This window comes from Streptomyces sp. NPDC058864, from assembly GCF_042742985.1.
In the GTDB taxonomy this organism is placed as follows: domain Bacteria; phylum Actinomycetota; class Actinomycetes; order Streptomycetales; family Streptomycetaceae; genus Actinacidiphila.
Genome location: NZ_JBHYMQ010000034.1, coordinates 61,290 through 78,467 on the forward strand (window position 1 = coordinate 61,290; position 17,178 = coordinate 78,467).

Sequence of the window (17,178 nt, forward strand, 5' to 3'; positions counted from 1 at the left end):
TGGAGCAAGGGTTCACGGGGCGAGGAAAGGGGCTCGATGGTCACCAAGGGCAGGCTGTCCGACTGGCTGCGCCGCAAAGCGGGGGAGCGTGGTGCCGGCGTGGACGGAGCCGCGGTCCGCGCGGCCGCCGGTGGCCGGAACGGGGACGACCTGCGCCGGGACGAGCTCCTGCTGGAGGCCGCGGACGCGGGCCTGCCATTGGCACCGGCCGCCCATCCGTCGCCCGTCTCCGGCTACCGCTGTTCGTGTGACCGGATCGGCTGTCCCACGCCGGGCACGCACCCCGTCTCCTTCGCCTGGCAGACCCAGGCCACCACCGACCCCGAGCAGGTCAGGCGCTGGCTGCGCACGCACCCGCTGGCCAACTTCATCACCGCCACCGGCATCGCCCACGACGTCCTGGACGTACCCGCCGAGGCGGGCCGCATCGCCCTGGAGCGGCTGGCCGCCGAGGGCTCCGCGGCCGGGCCCGTCGCGGTCTCCGACGGGCGGATGCTGTTCTTCACCGCCACCCGCGCCACGGCCGACGAGGACGAGTGGTGGCCCTGCGAGCTGGACTGCCATCCCGAGACCCTCGACGAGCACCCGGGCCTGCGCTGGCACTGCCGCGCCAGCTACGTGCTGCTCCCGCCCTCGCGGCTGCCGTCCGGCGCCACCGTCGCATGGGTCACCGGACACGGCCCGGACCGGGCGCTGCCCGACCCGCTGCCGCTGCTCGGGGTGCTGACGGACGCCTGCGCCCAGGTCGAGCCCGAGCCCGAGACGGCCGGCTGGCTGCACTGACCCTCGCGGCACGGGCCCCGCGGGTCACTCCCCGCGCGCGGCGACCAGGCCCACGGTGCGGGTGAGGAAGACGACCTGACCGCCGCCGTCCCGCTCCGCCGGGACGAGCACGGCCTGCCGGGCGACCCGGCCCAGGGTGACCGACTTCTTCGGGGTGCCGGTCATCAGCGCCTTGGTGTACGTGTCGACCTGCGGCGAGACGCCCGCCCGCAGCATGGTGATCTTCGCCGTGTGGTGCGTGGCGAAGAAGACCAGCGCGCCGCCGTCCTTGGTGCGCAGCCCGAGCGGGGCGAAGTCCCCCTCCGTGGCGGGCTGGTCGGCGAACTGGGTGGCCGACTGTGCGGTACGGGCGCTCTTGGCCCGGCTGGTGATCAGCTCCGAGGTGGACGAGCCGGGGGCGAACACGGACACGTCCTTCGCGTCGCCCTTGGCCAGGTAACCGGTGTAGGCACCGCCCAGCTCGCCGGGGTCCACCACCAGTCCGGAGCCCTCGGCCGCCACCGGCTCCACGTACCCCTGCGCGTCACGGGTGAACTCCGGGACGGCGGAGGCCCGCACCGCGGCGACGTACGACACCCGCCACGGGTCACGGGCACCGTCCCGCTCGAAGACCATCAGCCAGCGGTTCGTGCCGGAGCCCGAGCCGCCCACCTCAGGCGCGACGTCGGCCACGAACCACTTGGGCCAGCCCACCTGGCGGGGTATCAGGAAGCGCGGGTCGCGGAGGCCCAGCGCCTTGAAGTCGGGGTTGCCGCCGGGGGTGGCGGTGTTCCGGGCGCGCAGACCGGCCCCGTCGACGGCGCCGAGGGGGCCGGACTCGACGGTGGCGATCAGCTTCGCGTCGAGCTTCTTGTTCGCCTCGTTGTTGACCTCGGTGAAACGGGCCAGGGCCTTGGCGGCCTCAGTCCTCGTCGCCGACGGGATGAGCGCCCGCTCCCCGTGCACCGTCACGCACCCGGTCAGCGGTGCCGCCGTCAGTGTCAACAGGACGAGCGCCGGCAGGAATCGCGGCCTGCGGGTCATCGGACGTGGGCTCCTTCGGGGCTGCGGCGGACGGCTTGACGGCCGGCGCGGTAACCCTACCGGGGCGGAGGAAGAGGAACATCGTGGGAGCGAGATACAGCGCCCAGACCGTGACCTGCAGCAGGCTCGGGTCCGGCTGGAAGTTGAACACGCCCTTCAGCAGCGTCCCGTACCAGGAGTCCGCCGGGATCACGTCGCTGATGTCGAAGGCCCGCGTCTGCAGCCCCGGCAGCCAGCCGGCCTCCTGCAGGTCGTGGAAGCCGTACGCGAGCACGCCCGCCGCCACGACGACCAGCATGGCGCCGGTCCAGGTGAAGAACCGGGCGAGGTTGATGCGCAGTGCGCCCCGGTAGAACAGCCAGCCCAGCACCACCGAGGTCAGCAGGCCCAGCACCGCGCCGACCAGCGGGCGCACGCCGTCGTCCGTGGCCTGCACCGCGGTCCAGATGAACAGCGAGGTCTCCAGCCCCTCCCGCCCCACGGCGAGGAAGGAGGTGACGACCAGCGCACCGGTCCCCATGGCGATCGCGGCGTCCAGCCTGCCGTGGAGTTCGGCCTTCAGGTGCCGCGCGGTGCGCCGCATCCAGAAGACCATCCATGTCACCAGTCCCACCGCGACGATCGACAGCGAACCGCCCAGCGCCTCCTGCGCCTTGAAGGTGAGCTCGGAGGAGCCGAACTGCAGGGCCGCGCCGAAGGCCATGCTCACCAGGACCGCGGTGCCGACGCCCAGCCAGACCGGCGGCAGCTTCTCCTTGCGGCCGGTCTTCACCAGGTACGCGACCAGGATGCAGACGACCAGGCTGGCCTCCAGGCCCTCCCGGAGCCCGATCAGGTAGTTGGCGAACACCGCCGGTCACTTCCTCTCAGTGGTTCTGGAAGAGCTCGCGGCCCCACCAGTCGTCCTCGTCGCGGACGCCCGGCGGTACGGCGTAGACGGCCGAACCCACGTGCTGGATGTATTCGTTGAGCGAGTCGAGCTTCGCCAGCCGCATCTGCAGCGGCACGAAGCCGTCCCGGACGTCGCGCTGGTACGCGATGAAGAACAGCCCGGCGTCCAGGCGGCCCAGGCCGTCGGTGCCGTCGGTGAAGGAGTAGCCGCGGCGCAGGATCGTCACACCGCTGTTGTCCGGGTGCGCCAGCCGCACGTGCGCGTCCGGGAGCATCGCCTTGAAGTCCGGGGCGTCGTGCTCGCGCTGCCTGCCGATCGGGGCCCCCTCGCCCTTCGTCCGGCCGAAGATCTGCTCCTGCTCCTGCAGCGGGGTGCGGTCCCAGGTCTCGATGTGCATCCGGATGCGGCGGGCGACCAGGTACGAGCCGCCGGCCATCCAGGACGGGCCGTCCTTCGCGGACACCCACACGTGCTTGTCCTGCGCGGCCCGGTCGGAGCCCGCGACGTTGTGCGTGCCGTCCTTGAAGCCCATCAGGTTGCGCGGGGTCTGCTCCTCGGGGGTGGTCGAGGAGGTCTTGCCGAAGCCGAGCTGCGACCAGCGCATCGCGACCTTGCCGAAGCCGATCCGGGCCAGGTTGCGGATGGCGTGCACCGCCACCTGCGGGTCGTCCGCGCAGGCCTGGACGCACAGGTCGCCGCCGCTGCGGTTCGGGTCGAGGGCGTCGCCCGGGAACTTGGGCAGGTCCACCAGCGCCTCGGGGCGGTGCGCCTTGAGGCCGAAGCGGTCCGCGCCGTCCTTCGTGGTGAACAGCGAGGGGCCGAAGCCGATGGTGAGGGTGAGCCGGGAGGCCTGCAGGCCCAGCGCCTCGCCGGTGTCGTCCGGCGGGGCCTCGGCGAGGCCGCCGACCGCGCCCTCGCCGACCGGCCGGCCCTGCGTCATCTTCCGGGCGGCGTCGGTCCATTCCTTCAGGAGCGCCACCAGCTCCTCGCGGTCCTCGGTCTTGACGTCGAAGGACGCGAAGTGGAGCCGGTCCTGCACCGGGGTCGTGATGCCGGCCTGGTTCGCCCCCTGGAAGGCGATGGCGCTGCCCGCGGCACCCACGGGCTGCACGTCGTCCCCGGAGCGGACGGCGGCCACGGCGCCGCCGGCCGCGGCGGCCGCGACGACGACGCCGGCACCGGTCCAGCCGAGCACCTTGCGACGCGATGTGACGGTCTCCTCGGACATGGTCCGATGCCCCCTCGGGTTACTTGGCGACGGCCGCGGCGAGCTTGGACAGGGGCTCCGCGAGCGCGTTGACCGCGTCCGAGAGCTCCTTGCGCTGGTCCTTGCCGACGGTGTCGTAGGACACGAACTCCGTGGTGCTGCCGTCCTTGCGGTACTTGTCGAGCAGCGCCGTCAGGGCCGGGAACTGCTTGTCCAGCTCGGCGGTGAGCGCCGCGTCGTTCCCGGCGGCGACCGGCTTCAGCAGCTCGTAGGCCTTCATGGCGCCCTCGACGTTCGCCTGGAAGTCCGACAGGTCGGTGTGGGAGTAGCGGTCCTCCTCACCGGTGATCTTGCCGGTGGCGACCTCGTCCAGCAGCTCCTTGGCGCCGTTGGCCATGCTGGTGGCGGTGATGTCGGCCTTGCCGACCCGGGTCTGCCAGTCCTTCAGGTCCGAGACCAGCTGGTCGGCGAGGGCGCCCTCCTCGGCCCCGGCCTTCTTGTCGTGCCACAGGGACTTCTCCAGGCGGTGCCAGCCGGTCCACTTCTGGCCGTCCTCCAGGCCGTCCTCACGGGTGTCGGTCAGCGGGTCGATGTCGCCGAAGGACTCCGCCACCGGCTCGGTGCGCTCCCAGCCGACGCGGGAGGGCGCGAAGAGCGACTTGGCCTTCTCCACGTCGCCCGCCTTGACGGCGTCGGCGAACTGCTGGACCACCGGGATGGTCTGGTCGGCCTGCTCCTGGGCGTACTTGCGGTACGCGGCCACCGCGGCGTCCAGCCGCGGGTCGGCCTTGGCGGCGCCCTTGCCGGTGACGGTGATCTTCTGGCGGATGCCGTCGCCCTTCATGCCGGGCTTGCAGGCGATCTCGTACGTACCGGCCTTGATCTCGGCGGTGATGCTGGCCTTGGTGCCGGGGCCGATGTTCTCCCGCTCGGTCACGATCTGGTCGCTGGGCGTGTAGACGTAGACCTCGGTGACCTTGGAGCCCTTGTTCTCGACGGCCAGCTGCACGTGCCCGGCCGGGAAACTCGTCCTGGAGACCTCGCACTTGCTGTCCGTCGCGGTCACCGTGATCGCGTCGGAGGCCTTGCCGTCCGCCTTCTCCGCGCACCCGGTGACGGCGGTGACGGCGACCACTATGCCGGCGGCGGCTACTGCGGACATGCGGACGGCGGACATGCGATCTCCAGGCGGCTCAGGGAAAACGGCTTAGGCAAGCCTTTCCTGTGAAAGGCTTGCCTAACCTATCCGAGGCACCCTGCACCTTCCTCTCCTTTTCGCAAAGGAAAGGTAATGGAAAGGTCAAGGGAGCGTCAGTACCTCCGCGCCTGTGTCCGTCACCACAAGGGTGTGCTCGAACTGCGCGGTGCGCTTGCGGTCCTTCGTGACGACCGTCCAGCCGTCGTCCCAGATCTCGTACTCGTGGGTGCCCAGGGTCAGCATCGGCTCGATGGTGAAGGTCATCCCCGGCTTCATGACCGTGGTGGCGCGGGGGTCGTCGTAATGCGGGACGATCAGGCCCGAGTGGAAGGCGGTGTTGATCCCGTGGCCCGTGAAGTCGCGCACCACGCCGTAATCGAATCGCTTGGCGTAGGACTCGATGACCCGGCCGATCACATTGATCTGCCGTCCGGGCTTCACCGCTTTGATGGCGCGATTCAGGGATTCCCGGGTCCGTTCCACCAACAGCCTTGATTCCTCGGCGACTTCACCGACGAAATACGTGGCGTTGGTGTCCCCGTGCACCCCGTGGATGTAGGCGGTGACGTCCAGGTTGACGATGTCGCCGTCGCGCAGCCCGGTGGAGTCGGGGATGCCGTGGCAGATCACCTCGTTGATGGAGGAGCACAGCGACTTGGGGAAGCCCCGGTACCCGAGGTCCGAGGGGTAGGCCTGGTGGTCGCACATGTACTCGTGCGCGATCCGGTCGAGCTCGTCGGTGGTGACGCCCGGCGCGATCGCCTTCGCCGCCTCCTCCATGGCCTGCGCGGCGATGCGCGAGGCGATCCGCATCTTCTCGATCGTCTCCGCCGACTGCACCTCCGGGCCGTCGTACGGCCGTGGCGCCGGCCTGCCCACGTACTCCGGACGCGGGATCGAGGCGGGCACGGGACGGGTGGGGGAGAGCTTGCCGGGAACCAGGACAGACATGTCGGCGAGTGTATCGGCGGCCGGTCGGGCAGCATGGCGGCAGGACGTCGTACGAGGAGGGACGATGGCGCTGTTCAGGCGAGTCCGCAAGCCTGCGGGGAAGCCCGGCGAGTGGTTCTACTGCATCGAGCACCACAAGGTCGAGGAGGGGCCGGAGTGCCCCGCCAAGGACCGGATGGGCCCGTACCCGAGCCGCGCGGACGCGGAGCGGGCGATGGAGACGGCCGCCGAGCGGAACCTGCAGTGGGAGAACGACCCGCGGTGGAAGGACCGTGCGCGGGAGGACGGGGAGGACTGACCCGGCCGCGGGCGCCGGGTGCACGATGGAGGGGTGAAGCTCGGTCTGGCCGGCGACACCATGCTCGGCCGCACGGTTGCCGCGCGGCTGGCCGAGGCCCCTCCGGAGGCGCTGTTCTCCGAGGAGGTCGTGGCCGTCGCGCGGGAGGCGGACCTCTTCGTCCTCAACCTGGAGTGCGCGATCTCCGACCGCGGCGAACCCTGGCCCGACCCCTTCAAGCCCTTCTTCTTCCGTGCCCCGCCGGTCGCCGTGCGCGCCCTCCGGCACCTGGGCGTGAGCTGCGTCAACCTGGCCAACAACCATGCCCTGGACTACGGCCGCCCGGCGTTGCTGGACACCCTGGAACACCTTGCGGCCGCCGGGATCGCCGCCGTCGGGGCCGGAGCTGACGAGGCCGCGGCGCGCGCCCCGGTGGTGCTGGGCGGCCGAACGGGAGCCGGGGGCTCCCTGGGCGTCCTCGGCGTCACCGACCACCCGGCGGAGTACGCCGCCGGGCCGGACCGCCCCGGGGTCGCCTACGCCGACCTGCGCGAGGGCGTCCCGCGCTGGCTCACCGACGCCGTCACCGGCCTGCGCGCCCGGACCCCGGCGGTGCTCATCACCCCGCACTGGGGGCCCAACATGACCACCGGCCCGGCCCGCTGCATCCGGGACGCCGCTGCGGCCCTGCGTGTGGCCGGCGCCACGCTCGTGGCGGGCACGTCCGCGCACGTCTTCCACGGCGTGACGGACGGGGTGCTCTACGACCTCGGCGACTTCGTCGACGACTACGCGACCGACCCGCGGCTGCGCAACGACCGCGGTCTGCTCTTCCTCGTCGGCTTCGATCCAGCCGGACGGCGCGCCGTCCGGCTGGAGGCGGTGCCGATCGCCCTCGACTTCTGCTTCACCCGCCTGGCCGACCGCCGTGAACGGGCCTGGATCGCCCGGCGGTTCCGCCGCGCCTGCGCCGCGTTCGGGCACGAGGTCACGGAGGAGCGCGGGCGGCTCGTCGTCCGCTGGGACGCGGAAGCTACCCAGCCGTAGCACAGACACCCCCTTCCTGTCCGAGATTCCGAACGGATTGAGGTCCAGACCAGCGGCGCTCCGTTCCCCAGGGCACGTGGACCGGATCCGACCGACGGCCGGTCGGAGGAAAGGGGCCCCCATGTCCAGGAAACGCACGATGAGCACCAAGCAGAAGATCGCGCTCATGACCGGCGCGGCCACCCTGGCCGGCGGCTTCGCCGTGGTGACGATGAGCATGGGCCACGCCTCGGTGGTGTGCGACGGGCTCGACCAGGCACTGCGCAACAACGAGAGCTTCATCGCGGGCCAACGCGCCAACCCCGACGCCCAGTCGGCGGCGCGGATCGCCAACCGCGAGGCCGTGATCAAGCAGATCAACGTGCAGCGGGCGGCCTCCGGCTGCGGAGCCGCCCCGGCGGCACCCGCGGCGCCCGCCGCCCCCGCCGGGCAGGGGCAGGGCCAGAACCAGCAGGGCCAGAACCAGCAGAACCAGGGGCAGGGTCAGAACCAGGGCCAGAACCAGGGCCAGGCCGCGCCCCCGGCGGGTGGCGCGGGCGGTCAGGTCGTCTGCCCCGGCTCGACGGTCACCCTCTCCGGGGAGGCCGGCGCGCCCGCCGCCTCCAGCAACCAGTTCCCGCTGGGCACCAGGCTCAAGGTGACCAACCTGGACAACAACAAGTCGACCACGGTGACGGTGACCTCGACCTCCGGGAGCTGTGCGCTGCTGAACAACGCGGCCTTCGAGCAGGTCCGGGAGCCCGGCAAGTTCCTGATCAGGAAGGCGCGCATCGAACGCGTCGGCTGACCGGGACACCGCGGCCGGTCCGGGCCACCGCCGTACCAGTAAACGGCGGTGGCCCGGACCTCTTGACGGGAGCACGACAGTTCGCTTCAATCCGCGATGACAGGTCCAGACCAACGGTCCAGACCACTTGCACAGCGCAGCCCCCCGCCCCCCACAGGGAGGTCACGTGCTCTTCCGTCGTCATGTCCCCCGTACCGGATCGCGCAGATCCCGCATCCTCGCCGGCGTCACCGCCGCCTTCCTCGCCGCCGCGGGCAGCCTCATCGCCCTGCCCGGCACCGCCCACGCAGCCAACCTCGTCGCCAACCCGGGCTTCGAGAGCGGCAGCCTCTCCGGCTGGTCCTGCTCCGGCGGATCGGTCGTCGGCAGCCCCGTGCACAGCGGCACCAAGGCGCTCGCCGGCGCGGTCAGCAGCAGCGACACCGCCCAGTGCACCCAGACCGTCTCCGTGCAGCCGAACACCGCCTACTCGCTCTCCGGCTGGGTGCGCGGCGCGTACGTCTACCTCGGAGTGACCGGAGGTGCGTCCACCTGGACCCCGTCCGCCGCCTCCTACACCCAGCTGACCGTCCCCTTCACCACCGGCGCCTCGCAGACCAGCGTCCAGATCTACGTGCACGGCTGGTACGCCCAGGGCACCTACAACGCCGACGACATCAGCCTCGACGGCCCCGGCGGCGGGGGCGGCGGCGACACCCAGGCGCCCACCGCGCCCAGCGGCCTCACCTCCACGGGCAAGACCTCCTCCAGCGTCTCGCTGTCCTGGAACGCCGCCACCGACAACACCGGAGTGACCAGCTACGACGTCTACCGCGGCAGCACCCTCGCCACCACGGTGACCGGCACCTCGGCCACCGTCACCGGCCTGGCCGCGAGCACCGCGTACACCTTCACCGTCAAGGCGCGCGACGCCGCCGGCAACACCTCGGCCGCCTCCAACGCGGTGACCGTCACCACCAACGCGGGCGGCGGGGGCACCGGCTTCAAACAGGCCGCGCCCTACCTCTACCTCGGCTGGGGCGACCCGCCGAGCCCGTCCACGGTGATGAGCGCCACCGGCATCAAGTGGTTCACGATGGCCTTCATCCTCTCCTCCGGCGGCTGCAACCCCGCCTGGGACGGCTCCCGTCCGCTGACCGGCGGCACCGACCAGTCCACCATCAACGCGATCCGTGCCGCGGGCGGCGACATCGTCCCGTCCATCGGGGGCTGGAGCGGCAACAAGCTCGGGCCCAACTGCTCCACGCCCGAGGCGCTCGCCGGCGCGTACCAGAAGGTGATCGACGCCTACGGCCTCAAGGCGATCGACGTCGACATCGAGAACACCGACGAGTTCGAGAGCGAGGTCGTCCAGGACCGCGTCCTGAACGCGCTGAAGATCGTCAAGCAGAACAACCCCGGCATCCGCACGATCATCACCTTCGGCACGTCGACGACCGGCCCGAGCTACTGGGGCAACCGACTCGTCGAGCGGGCCAACGCGCTCGGCGCCAACATCGACGTCTTCACGATCATGCCGTTCGACTTCGGCGGCGGCGCCGACATGTACGGCAACACCGTGAACGCCGCCGAGGGCCTGAAGGCCAAGCTGAAGTCCACCTTCGGCTGGGACGACGCCACCGCCTACGCCCACCTCGGCATCTCCGGCATGAACGGGCTGAGCGACCAGCAGGAGACCACCACCCCGGCCATCTGGACGCAGATCAGGGACTGGGCCAACTCCCACCACATCGCCCGGCTCGCCTACTGGGCCGTCAACCGGGACCGCCCGTGCCCCGGCGGCGGCGTGACCAGCAACTGCTCCGGCATCAACCAGAGCACCTGGCAGTTCACCTCGATCACCGCCGGCTTCACCGGCTGATCGGAGCCCCGACCCCCACGGGTCAGGCGGCGGAGGAGACCGCGTCCTCCGCCGCCTTTCTCATGCCCACCGCGTGCTCGTTGGTCCGGGCGTCGTACGCCATCAGCGTCGGCAGGCAGGCGGCCAGTGCCCCGACCGCCGCCACGCACGCCAGACCACCCGTCCACACCGAGGTGCGCAGGCCCAGCAGCGCCGCCGAGCCGCCGGCCCGCACCTGGCCGAACTGCGGGCCGATGGTGAAGGAGAGCAGCTCGATGCCGGCCAGCCGGCCGCGCAGCGAGTCGGGGATCGTCTGGTTCCAGATCGTGGCCCGGAACACCCCGCTGATCATGTCGAACGCGCCCGCCAGCGCCAGGAAGGCCAGCACCACCCATACGTTGCCGGACCAGCCGGCCGCCGCCATGCACAGACCGAAGCCCGCCGCGGCCAGTACGATCGCCCGCCCGTGCCGGTGCACCCGCGAGGACCAGCCACCGGTGAGGCTCATCAGCAGCGCACCGGCGGGCAGGGCCGCGTACATCAGGCCCAGCGACCAGGGTGCGCCCAGGTCGTCCGCCATGAAGGGGAACACGGCGATCGGGAAGGCCAGCCCGGTCGCGGCGATGTCCACCACGTAGGTGCCCAGCAGCTCCTTGCGGCTCCACGCGTAGCGCGCGCCCTCCGCGATCGAGCGCAGCGACGGGCGCTTCGCGTCGTGCGAGGGCGGCGAGGGCCGCAAGCCCAGGCCGAGGACGACGGAGACGGCGAAGGTGAGGGCGTCGATGGCGTACGCCCATCGCAGACCGGCGTACGCGATCAGCACACCCGCCAGGGAGGGGGCCGCGATCGCGCCGATCTGCCAGCGCAGCGCGTTCAGCGAGGCGGCCGCGGTCAGTTGCTCGTGCGGGACGACGCGCGGCACGATCGCGTCCAGGGCCGGCCGCTGGAGCCCGCCCAGCGCGCTGGTCAGCGCGGCGACCGCGTACAACGGCCAGATCAGCGGCCGCGGCAGCAGGGCGTTGAGCAGCAGCACGGCCGACAGCACCCCGAGGGCCGCCTCCGTCCACAGGATGAGCTTGCGCCGGTCCAGGGCGTCCGCGAGCGCCCCGCCGTAGAGGCCGCAGACGATCAGCGGCACGAGTTCGGCGGCACCGAGGGCGCCGACCGCGAGGGTGGAGCCGGTCAGCTCCTTGACCTGGACCGGGACGGCCACGAAGGTCAGGAAGCTGCCGAAGTTCGTGATCAGGCCGGCGCACCACATCAGGCGGAAGTCGCGCGAGGTCCGCCAGGGTGCGAGGTCGGGAAGGAGTCTGGACACGAGGTCGCATGCTCCGTGCCCGGACCCTTCCGGCGCAACCGGGTTTTTCCGGCCCGTGCCCCGCGACCGGCCGGGACGGGCCGTGGCCGCGAGGTGCCGGTACGGCCCGCCCGTCCCTGGTCGGCCTCACCGGCGAACGCTGCTCCCGCGGTGGGCGGGGCCCAGCGCCGCCACGCCCGCGACCGGCCGGGACGGGTTGCCCGTCGGGCGCCCTCGCGGGGCCGCCGCGGACGGTCGGTCAACGGCCGGGATGTGCCCGGCGCCGTCCGTGTCGTGACGGAGGGCCGGGTCACGGCGGCCGGGCGTCGCCGTCAGCGCATCAGCCCCGCGGCCGCCAGCCGCTGCCGGACCACCGCGACGGCGGTGTCGTCCAGCGGGACCTGCGGGGGCGCCGTGGCCGCGCAGCCGATGACGCCGCGCAGCCGCAGCGCCGTCTTGAAGGCGCCCAGCGCGGAGGAACCCGGGCCCATCGGCGTGGAGTCCGCGCCCGCGTCGACGATCGCGTAGAGCTGCGCGAGCCGGTCCTGCTCCGCCGCGGCCTCGCGCCAGCGTCCCGCGACGGCGTGCGCGTGCAGCCGTACGTAGCCGTGTGGGTCCACGTTGCCGAGTCCGGGGACGACGCCGTGCGCGCCTGCCAGGAGGGCGCCGTCCACGGCCAGTTCGGAGCCGGTGAGCAGGGCGAAGGAGGAGTCCAGGCCGCGGCGGCGCAGCTCGGTCAGCAGCCGGCGCATGGGGCCGTCGGCGCCGCTGCTGTCCTTCAGACCGGCCAGGGTGCCCTCCTCCGCGAGGGCCAGCACGGTCGCGGCGGGCAGCTTCGTGTGCACCGCGGAGGGGATGTCGTACGCGAACAGCGGCACCCCGCCCGCGCCTTCCCGCACCCGGCGGAAGTGGTCGGCGATCTCCACCGGATGCGTCGCCGTGTAGAAGGGCGCCGTCGCCACCAGGGCGTCGGCGCCGGCCGCGACGGCGGCCCGCGCGTGCTCCAGGACGCGCGGGGTGGTCATGTCGACGACACCGGCCAGCACGGGCACCCGGCCCCCGACGGCCTCCACGACCGTCGCCAGGGCGGTGCGCCGCTGCCCGTCGGTGAGGAAGGCAGCCTCGCCGCTGGACCCCAGGGCGAAGACCCCGTGCACCCCGGCCGAGAGCACATGCCCGACCAGGGCGCGCAGGCCCTCGGTGTCGACGTCCCCCGTCCTCGTGAGCGGGGTGCACAGAGGTGGTACGACCCCGCGCAGCGGGCGGAGCGGATCGTTCCCGGTTGCGGTCATGGACGGCTTCCTACCAGCTCGCCGGTGGCGGCGACACCAACTGCTCGGCGAGCCGCGCGAGTCGCGGCAGCCGGTCCCGCAGCCGCACCCGGCGTCCGGCCGCCGCGCTGACCAGGTGCTGCAGCACGTCCAGGCCGACCTCGGCGGGCTCCGGCGGCACGGTGAGCGCGTCGTGCGCCAGCCCGCGCAGCTCCGGGTCGCCCGCGTCCATCGCCAGCACCGTCGCGCCGGAGCGCCGTGCGTCGTCCACCCGCTCCAGCAGCCCGGCCCCGGCCCGCTCGGGGGTGACCACCAGCACCGTCTCGCCCCTGCGCGCCGCCTCCAGGCGGGCCGTCCCGACCGCCAGGTGCGGGGGCGCGCCCCGCGGCACGTGGTGCCGCACCAGCGTGGGCGACAGTTCCGGCAGCCCGCTCCAGGCGGCCTCCTCGTCGAGATGGGCCGCCATGTGCCAGGGCTCGTAGCCCCCGCTGCCGACGAGCAGCAGCCCGCCCGCGGGCCCCCGGCGGACGGACCCGCGCAGCGAGCCCGCGAAGGACCGGGTCAGCTCCGGCCACCCGCTCCCGGCCAGCAGTTCACGGACGACCTCGACCCGTACGGCATCCATGCCCCGCATCCTCGCGGACCGCGCCCCCGGCCGGCCCGGCTTCGCGCCCCGCTCACCCGAACGGGGTCAGTCCGTGCCGTCCTCGGGCAGGGCCCGGGACACCCGCTCCCGCACGTCCGTGAAGTGCCGCCGCATGGCCGCCCTCGCCGCGCCCGCGTCACCGGTGCGCAGCGCGCCGACGACGGCGCGGTGATTGGCGACGACCCGCTCGACCGGGTCGTCGGCGGGCGCCAGGGCGGCGCCGACCTCGTGGTACGCGCTCCAGAACAGGTCGACGAGCTGCAGCACCAGTTCGTTGCCGCAGGAGGAGTAGAGCAGCGCGTGGAAGGCCCGGTCCGCGTCCGGGTCGTCGACCATCCGGGCGGCGAGCGCGTCGAGTTCGTCGAGCCGCTGCGGCGGTATCGTCCCGGCGACCTCGCCTATCAGGCCCACCTCGAGCAGTTCGCGCACCGCGACGAGGTCGGCGAGGGCCCGCACCCGGGACCGCAGGTGGAAGGTGAGCGAGGGCATCAGCACCCGCAGCGGCGCCTCCCCGACGAAGGTGCCCGTGCCGTGCCGGATCTCGACGATGCCCAGTGCCTGCAGCGCCCGCACCGCCTCGCGCACGCTGTTGCGGCTGGCACCGAGCAGATCCATCAACTGCGGCTCGGTCGGCAGGGTGGCGCCGGGGGCGAGCCGCTGCTCGTGGATCAGCTCGATGATGCGGTCCTGGAGCCTCGGGCCGCGGCTCCTGCCGACGGTTCTGGTCACGGGTGGCCGCCTTTCCCTGTGCTGTCGTGCGCTTTTGACGTTCCGTCAGCTTTCCCGTGCGGCCCGCACGGGACGAGGGACGTCCTGCGTCCGCCCGGCGGCCGCGCATCGGGAGGCAACACCGATGTCATACCTCACATCCGTCGTCCCCCGAGCCAATACCGGTGCGTACGGGGGCTTTCCCGTACCGCCGCAGGGCCGCGACGGGCCGGGCGGCGAGGGGCGCGTCACAGCTCCCGCACGGGCCGGGCGCCGCCCCCACCTGGCAGGATCGCGGTATGACTGTTGACAGTGGCAATGAGACCCCCGCCCCCAAGGCCCCGGCGAAGGACCCCTGGGAGCTGCCCGACGTGTCCGGCCTCGTCGTCGGCGTCCTCGGCGGCACCGGCCCGCAGGGCCGCGGCCTGGCGTACCGGCTCGCCAAGGCCGGCCAGCAGGTGATCATCGGCTCGCGCGCCGCGGACCGTGCCCGGGCCACGGCCGACCGGCTCGGCCTCGGCGTGCAGGGCGCCGACAACGCGGAGACCGCCCGCCGCAGCGACGTCGTCATCGTCGCCGTCCCCTGGGAGGGCCACGGCGAGACCCTGGAAGCCCTGCGCGACGAACTCGCCGGCAAGCTCGTCGTCGACTGCGTCAATCCGCTGGGATTCGACAAGCAGGGCGCCTACGCCCTCAAGCCGGAGGAGGGCAGCGCCGCCCAGCAGGCCGCCGCGCTGCTGCCGGAGTCCCGCGTCACCGCCGCCTTCCACCACCTGTCCGCGGTGACGCTCGAGGACCCGGAGGTCGACTCGATCGACACCGACGTCCTCGTCCTCGGCGACAGCCGCGCCGACACCGACCTGGTCCAGGCCCTGGCCGCGCGCATCCCCGGCATCCGCGGTGTCTTCGCCGGCCGGCTGCGGGGAGCCCACCAGGTGGAGGCGCTGGTCGCCAACCTGATCTCGGTCAACCGCCGCTACAAGGCCCACGCCGGCCTGCGCCTGACCGACGTCTAGGGCCGCGGGGGCATGGGGGACAATGGGCGGGTTCGCGACCGACCCGACAGGAGCCGCCCCCCATGCCCCGCCTCGCCCTCTACGCGCTCGTGCTGTGCGCGCTCGCCGTGGCCGCCGCCGTCGTCTCCTTCGTCGAGGGCAGCTGGCTCGGCATCCTCTGGATCCTGATCGCGGGCCTCACCAGCAACATGTGCTGGTACTACGTGCGCAAGGCGAAGGCGGAGAAGGAGTCCGGCGAGCCGGGGACCGCTAGCTGAGTGGGTCGCCCTTCCAGAACTGGAAGAAGGCGTAGCCCAGACCCGACAGCCCGTCCGGGACCCCGAAGGCCGCCGTCACGGAGTCGACGAAGCCGAAGAATGCGGAGTTGACCTCGGGGATCCACAGCACGCCGAAGACGGCCAGCAGCCCGAACTGCCCGAAGGGCTCCAGCTGGCGCCGCGTCCGGTACGACAGCCAGGGCTCGATCACCCCGTAGCCGTCCAGGCCCGGCACCGGCAGCAGGTTCAGGATCGCCGCCGTGACCTGCAGCATCGCCAGGAACGCCAGCGCGGACGCGAAGGGCGCGTGGCTGCGGTCCAGCGTGACGACGCCGAGGGTGAAGGGCAGCATCAGGGCGATCGCGAACAGCACGTTGGTGAGCGGGCCCGCGGCCGAGATGAGGCTGTGCTTCCAGCGGCCGCGGATCCTGCCCCGCTCGATGAAGACGGCGCCGCCGGGCAGGCCGATGCCGCCCAGGATCACGAAGATCACCGGCAGCACGATGCTCAGCAGCGCGTGCGTGTACTTCAGCGGGTTCAGGGTCAGGTAGCCCTTGGCGCCTATCGAGATGTCCCCGCCGTGCAGCGCGGTACGGGCGTGGGCGTACTCGTGCAGGCACAGGGAGACCACCCAGCCGGACACGACGAAGAGGAACACGGCGAAGCCGGTGCTGGTGGAGAAGTCCGTCCACACGGCCCAGCCCGAGACGGCCATGATCGCGACCAGGCCCAGGAAGATCGGGCTGATCTGCCGTTCACTGCGGGTTGCTGCGGTCGTCATCGTGCGGGCTCCTGCGGAGGCGGTGCGTCATCGGTCGTGGTGCTGGCCGCCCGATCATGCCATCCGGCTGCCGCCGGGCACACCCACGGCGAGATAACGCTCCGCCAACGCCGGACGTTCCTGCGGCCCCCGGCCCTCGGCCCCCGGCCGCCCCGCCCGGCCGTCTTGTCGACCGGACGTCCGGGTCGCGACCGCGTTGCGATACGTCATCGATTGCGCCGGCGCCGGGCTGAGGAGGCACAGGCGGGGCACCCTGAAGGCGTCCGGGCCGGGGGGCCCGGGGCCGGGGGTGGGGGAGTCATGACGCGGAGGGGTTTCGCCCTGCCGGCGCTGCTCGGCACGGTCGCCGTGCTCGGCACGCTGAGCGGATGCACGGTGCCGGTCGCGGGGGTCACCGGGATCGCCGTGGGCGAGGACGGCAGGCCGCTGGGGGTGATGCTGGTGTGCCACGACCACATCGACGGGGCCACGCTCTACGACCCCGACGAGGAGGAGACCTCGGAGGACCTCGGCAGGTGGAGACGCGGGAAGCCGGTCACGGGGTTCACGATGTGGTCACTGGAGAGCGGCGGCCGGGGCTGGCGCACCGAGGTGGCGGCGTCCACGCCGTTCCAGCCGCACCGCACGTACAGTCTCTACGGCTGGACCCGGGACAACTCCTGGTCCGCGCAGAGCGTGGACTTCACCGCCGAGCAGTTCGAGGGCCTCGAACCGGGGCAGGTCCGCTTCTTCAAGGGCGAGGGGATGCGCGGGACGGACCGGGACGGGTTCGCCACGGTGGGGGTCGCGGAGTTCCGCGCGGACGCGTGCGGGGATTTGTGACCGGGGTGTCGTGGTTGCGGCCGGTTGTTGGTGTGCGGGTCGTTGGCGCCTGCGGCGGGCGGTTTCCCGCCGCCCTCCCGTGGCCCCGGTCGGTCAGTGCGGGTCTCGCATCGTGTACCTGGGTCGGTGGCGCGCCGGCGCACTCCCCCAGCCTTCGGCCGGGGGGACCCCCACAGCGCTCGCGGATTTGCCGGGTCGTTGCGTCACCGGCATCACCGCTCGTCGCTTCCGGGCGCACCCCGCCACACCCCCTCCCGTCGTATGGGCGACTGACGCCGGTGGGGGGTGCCTCTATGTTCTTCGTCAAGCGAGGTGGGGGGTTCTGGGTTGGTAGAGGGTGCCGTCGCGGAGCATGGCGAACAGCACGCTGGTGCG

Annotated in this window: 18 protein-coding genes; 8 read left to right on the plus strand and 10 right to left on the minus strand. The window is 72.6% G+C overall.

Annotated elements, in window-relative coordinates; genetic code table 11:
• Positions 1–36: 36 nt before the first annotated feature.
• Positions 37–783: a bifunctional DNA primase/polymerase gene (locus ACFW3D_RS24455; protein ID WP_500507039.1), complete on the plus strand. Its 747-nt coding sequence runs from the start codon at positions 37–39 to the stop codon at positions 781–783.
• Between the two features lie 24 nt (positions 784–807).
• On the opposite strand, the gene ACFW3D_RS24460 is transcribed toward ACFW3D_RS24455, so the two are convergent.
• The 5 genes from ACFW3D_RS24460 to map all read right to left on the minus strand — a co-directional run bounded on the left by ACFW3D_RS24460 (position 808) and on the right by map (position 6,054).
• Positions 808–1,767 carry an SCO2278 family lipoprotein gene (locus ACFW3D_RS24460; RefSeq protein WP_500507075.1) on the minus strand — a complete coding sequence of 320 codons (960 nt, stop codon included), beginning with the start codon at positions 1,765–1,767 and terminating at the stop codon, positions 808–810.
• Complete coding sequence (efeU, locus tag ACFW3D_RS24465) at positions 1,685–2,656, minus strand: iron uptake transporter permease EfeU (RefSeq protein ID WP_500507041.1); 972 nt, start codon at positions 2,654–2,656, stop codon at positions 1,685–1,687. Before efeU ends, ACFW3D_RS24460 begins: the two co-directional genes overlap by 83 nt.
• Positions 2,657–2,672: 16 nt before the next feature.
• Positions 2,673–3,926 (minus strand): iron uptake transporter deferrochelatase/peroxidase subunit, encoded by a 1,254-nt coding sequence (gene efeB / locus ACFW3D_RS24470; RefSeq protein WP_500507043.1) that lies wholly within the window; start codon positions 3,924–3,926, stop codon positions 2,673–2,675.
• Between the two features lie 19 nt (positions 3,927–3,945).
• A complete protein-coding gene (efeO, locus tag ACFW3D_RS24475; protein WP_500507045.1) occupies positions 3,946–5,082 on the minus strand; it encodes an iron uptake system protein EfeO in 1,137 nt (378 codons plus the stop codon).
• 123 nt (positions 5,083–5,205) lie between these two features.
• Positions 5,206–6,054, minus strand: a complete 849-nt coding sequence (map, locus tag ACFW3D_RS24480) for a type I methionyl aminopeptidase (protein WP_500507047.1) — start codon at positions 6,052–6,054, stop codon at positions 5,206–5,208.
• Between the two features lie 64 nt (positions 6,055–6,118).
• Between map and ACFW3D_RS24485 the strand changes: the two genes are divergently transcribed.
• The 4 genes from ACFW3D_RS24485 (at position 6,119) to ACFW3D_RS24500 (ending at position 10,026) form a co-directional block, all read left to right on the plus strand.
• Positions 6,119–6,352 (plus strand): hypothetical protein, encoded by a 234-nt coding sequence (locus tag ACFW3D_RS24485; protein WP_500507049.1) that lies wholly within the window; start codon positions 6,119–6,121, stop codon positions 6,350–6,352.
• Between the two features lie 33 nt (positions 6,353–6,385).
• Positions 6,386–7,378: a CapA family protein gene (locus ACFW3D_RS24490; protein WP_500507051.1), complete on the plus strand. Its 993-nt coding sequence runs from the start codon at positions 6,386–6,388 to the stop codon at positions 7,376–7,378.
• A gap of 121 nt (positions 7,379–7,499) precedes the next feature.
• Positions 7,500–8,165: an SCO2207 family protein gene (locus tag ACFW3D_RS24495; RefSeq protein ID WP_500507053.1), complete on the plus strand. Its 666-nt coding sequence runs from the start codon at positions 7,500–7,502 to the stop codon at positions 8,163–8,165.
• 166 nt (positions 8,166–8,331) lie between these two features.
• Entirely contained in the window at positions 8,332–10,026 is a 1,695-nt protein-coding gene (locus tag ACFW3D_RS24500) for a carbohydrate binding domain-containing protein (protein WP_500507055.1), read from the plus strand.
• A 22-nt stretch (positions 10,027–10,048) separates the two neighbouring features.
• On the opposite strand, the gene ACFW3D_RS24505 is transcribed toward ACFW3D_RS24500, so the two are convergent.
• From ACFW3D_RS24505 to ACFW3D_RS24520, 4 genes are all read right to left on the minus strand, one after another.
• The gene (locus ACFW3D_RS24505; protein ID WP_500507057.1) at positions 10,049–11,323 is read right to left on the minus strand and encodes an MFS transporter; all 1,275 of its coding nucleotides are present in this window, start codon (positions 11,321–11,323) and stop codon (positions 10,049–10,051) included.
• 311 nt (positions 11,324–11,634) lie between these two features.
• Positions 11,635–12,594 (minus strand): dihydrodipicolinate synthase family protein, encoded by a 960-nt coding sequence (locus tag ACFW3D_RS24510; protein WP_500507059.1) that lies wholly within the window; start codon positions 12,592–12,594, stop codon positions 11,635–11,637.
• A gap of 10 nt (positions 12,595–12,604) precedes the next feature.
• On the minus strand, positions 12,605–13,198 hold the full coding sequence (locus ACFW3D_RS24515; protein ID WP_500507061.1) for a hypothetical protein: 594 nt from the start codon (positions 13,196–13,198) through the stop codon (positions 12,605–12,607).
• A 66-nt stretch (positions 13,199–13,264) separates the two neighbouring features.
• Positions 13,265–13,948, minus strand: a complete 684-nt coding sequence (locus ACFW3D_RS24520; protein WP_500507063.1) for a FadR/GntR family transcriptional regulator — start codon at positions 13,946–13,948, stop codon at positions 13,265–13,267.
• 278 nt (positions 13,949–14,226) lie between these two features.
• On the opposite strand from ACFW3D_RS24520, the gene npdG reads away from it, so the two are divergent.
• Positions 14,227–14,943 (plus strand): NADPH-dependent F420 reductase, encoded by a 717-nt coding sequence (gene npdG / locus ACFW3D_RS24525; RefSeq protein WP_500507065.1) that lies wholly within the window; start codon positions 14,227–14,229, stop codon positions 14,941–14,943.
• A 62-nt stretch (positions 14,944–15,005) separates the two neighbouring features.
• Positions 15,006–15,200, plus strand: a complete 195-nt coding sequence (locus ACFW3D_RS24530) for a hypothetical protein (RefSeq protein WP_500507067.1) — start codon at positions 15,006–15,008, stop codon at positions 15,198–15,200.
• Here ACFW3D_RS24530 and ACFW3D_RS24535 read toward each other — a convergent pair.
• Complete coding sequence (locus ACFW3D_RS24535) at positions 15,193–15,981, minus strand: site-2 protease family protein (protein ID WP_500507069.1); 789 nt, start codon at positions 15,979–15,981, stop codon at positions 15,193–15,195. The genes ACFW3D_RS24530 and ACFW3D_RS24535 overlap by 8 nt on opposite strands.
• Positions 15,982–16,281: 300 nt before the next feature.
• On the opposite strand from ACFW3D_RS24535, the gene ACFW3D_RS24540 reads away from it, so the two are divergent.
• On the plus strand, positions 16,282–16,803 hold the full coding sequence (locus ACFW3D_RS24540) for a hypothetical protein (RefSeq protein WP_500507071.1): 522 nt from the start codon (positions 16,282–16,284) through the stop codon (positions 16,801–16,803).
• The last annotated feature ends 375 nt before the right edge of the window (positions 16,804–17,178 follow it).

Excerpts from the sequence above, each read along its gene's own strand:
- npdG (WP_500507065.1), top strand. The coding sequence starts at position 14,227 with ATGACTGTTGACAGTGGCAATGAGACCCCCGCCCCCAAGGCCCCGGCG.
- ACFW3D_RS24515 (WP_500507061.1), bottom strand. The coding sequence starts at position 13,198 with ATGGATGCCGTACGGGTCGAGGTCGTCCGTGAACTGCTGGCCGGGAGC.
- map (WP_500507047.1), bottom strand. The coding sequence starts at position 6,054 with ATGTCTGTCCTGGTTCCCGGCAAGCTCTCCCCCACCCGTCCCGTGCCC.
- ACFW3D_RS24510 (WP_500507059.1), bottom strand. The coding sequence starts at position 12,594 with ATGACCGCAACCGGGAACGATCCGCTCCGCCCGCTGCGCGGGGTCGTA.
- ACFW3D_RS24495 (WP_500507053.1), top strand. The coding sequence starts at position 7,500 with ATGTCCAGGAAACGCACGATGAGCACCAAGCAGAAGATCGCGCTCATG.
- efeB (WP_500507043.1), bottom strand. The coding sequence starts at position 3,926 with ATGTCCGAGGAGACCGTCACATCGCGTCGCAAGGTGCTCGGCTGGACC.
- ACFW3D_RS24485 (WP_500507049.1), top strand. The coding sequence starts at position 6,119 with ATGGCGCTGTTCAGGCGAGTCCGCAAGCCTGCGGGGAAGCCCGGCGAG.
- ACFW3D_RS24530 (WP_500507067.1), top strand. The coding sequence starts at position 15,006 with ATGCCCCGCCTCGCCCTCTACGCGCTCGTGCTGTGCGCGCTCGCCGTG.
- ACFW3D_RS24455 (WP_500507039.1), top strand. The coding sequence starts at position 37 with ATGGTCACCAAGGGCAGGCTGTCCGACTGGCTGCGCCGCAAAGCGGGG.
- ACFW3D_RS24540 (WP_500507071.1), top strand. The coding sequence starts at position 16,282 with ATGACGCGGAGGGGTTTCGCCCTGCCGGCGCTGCTCGGCACGGTCGCC.
- efeO (WP_500507045.1), bottom strand. The coding sequence starts at position 5,082 with ATGTCCGCCGTCCGCATGTCCGCAGTAGCCGCCGCCGGCATAGTGGTC.
- ACFW3D_RS24535 (WP_500507069.1), bottom strand. The coding sequence starts at position 15,981 with ATGACGACCGCAGCAACCCGCAGTGAACGGCAGATCAGCCCGATCTTC.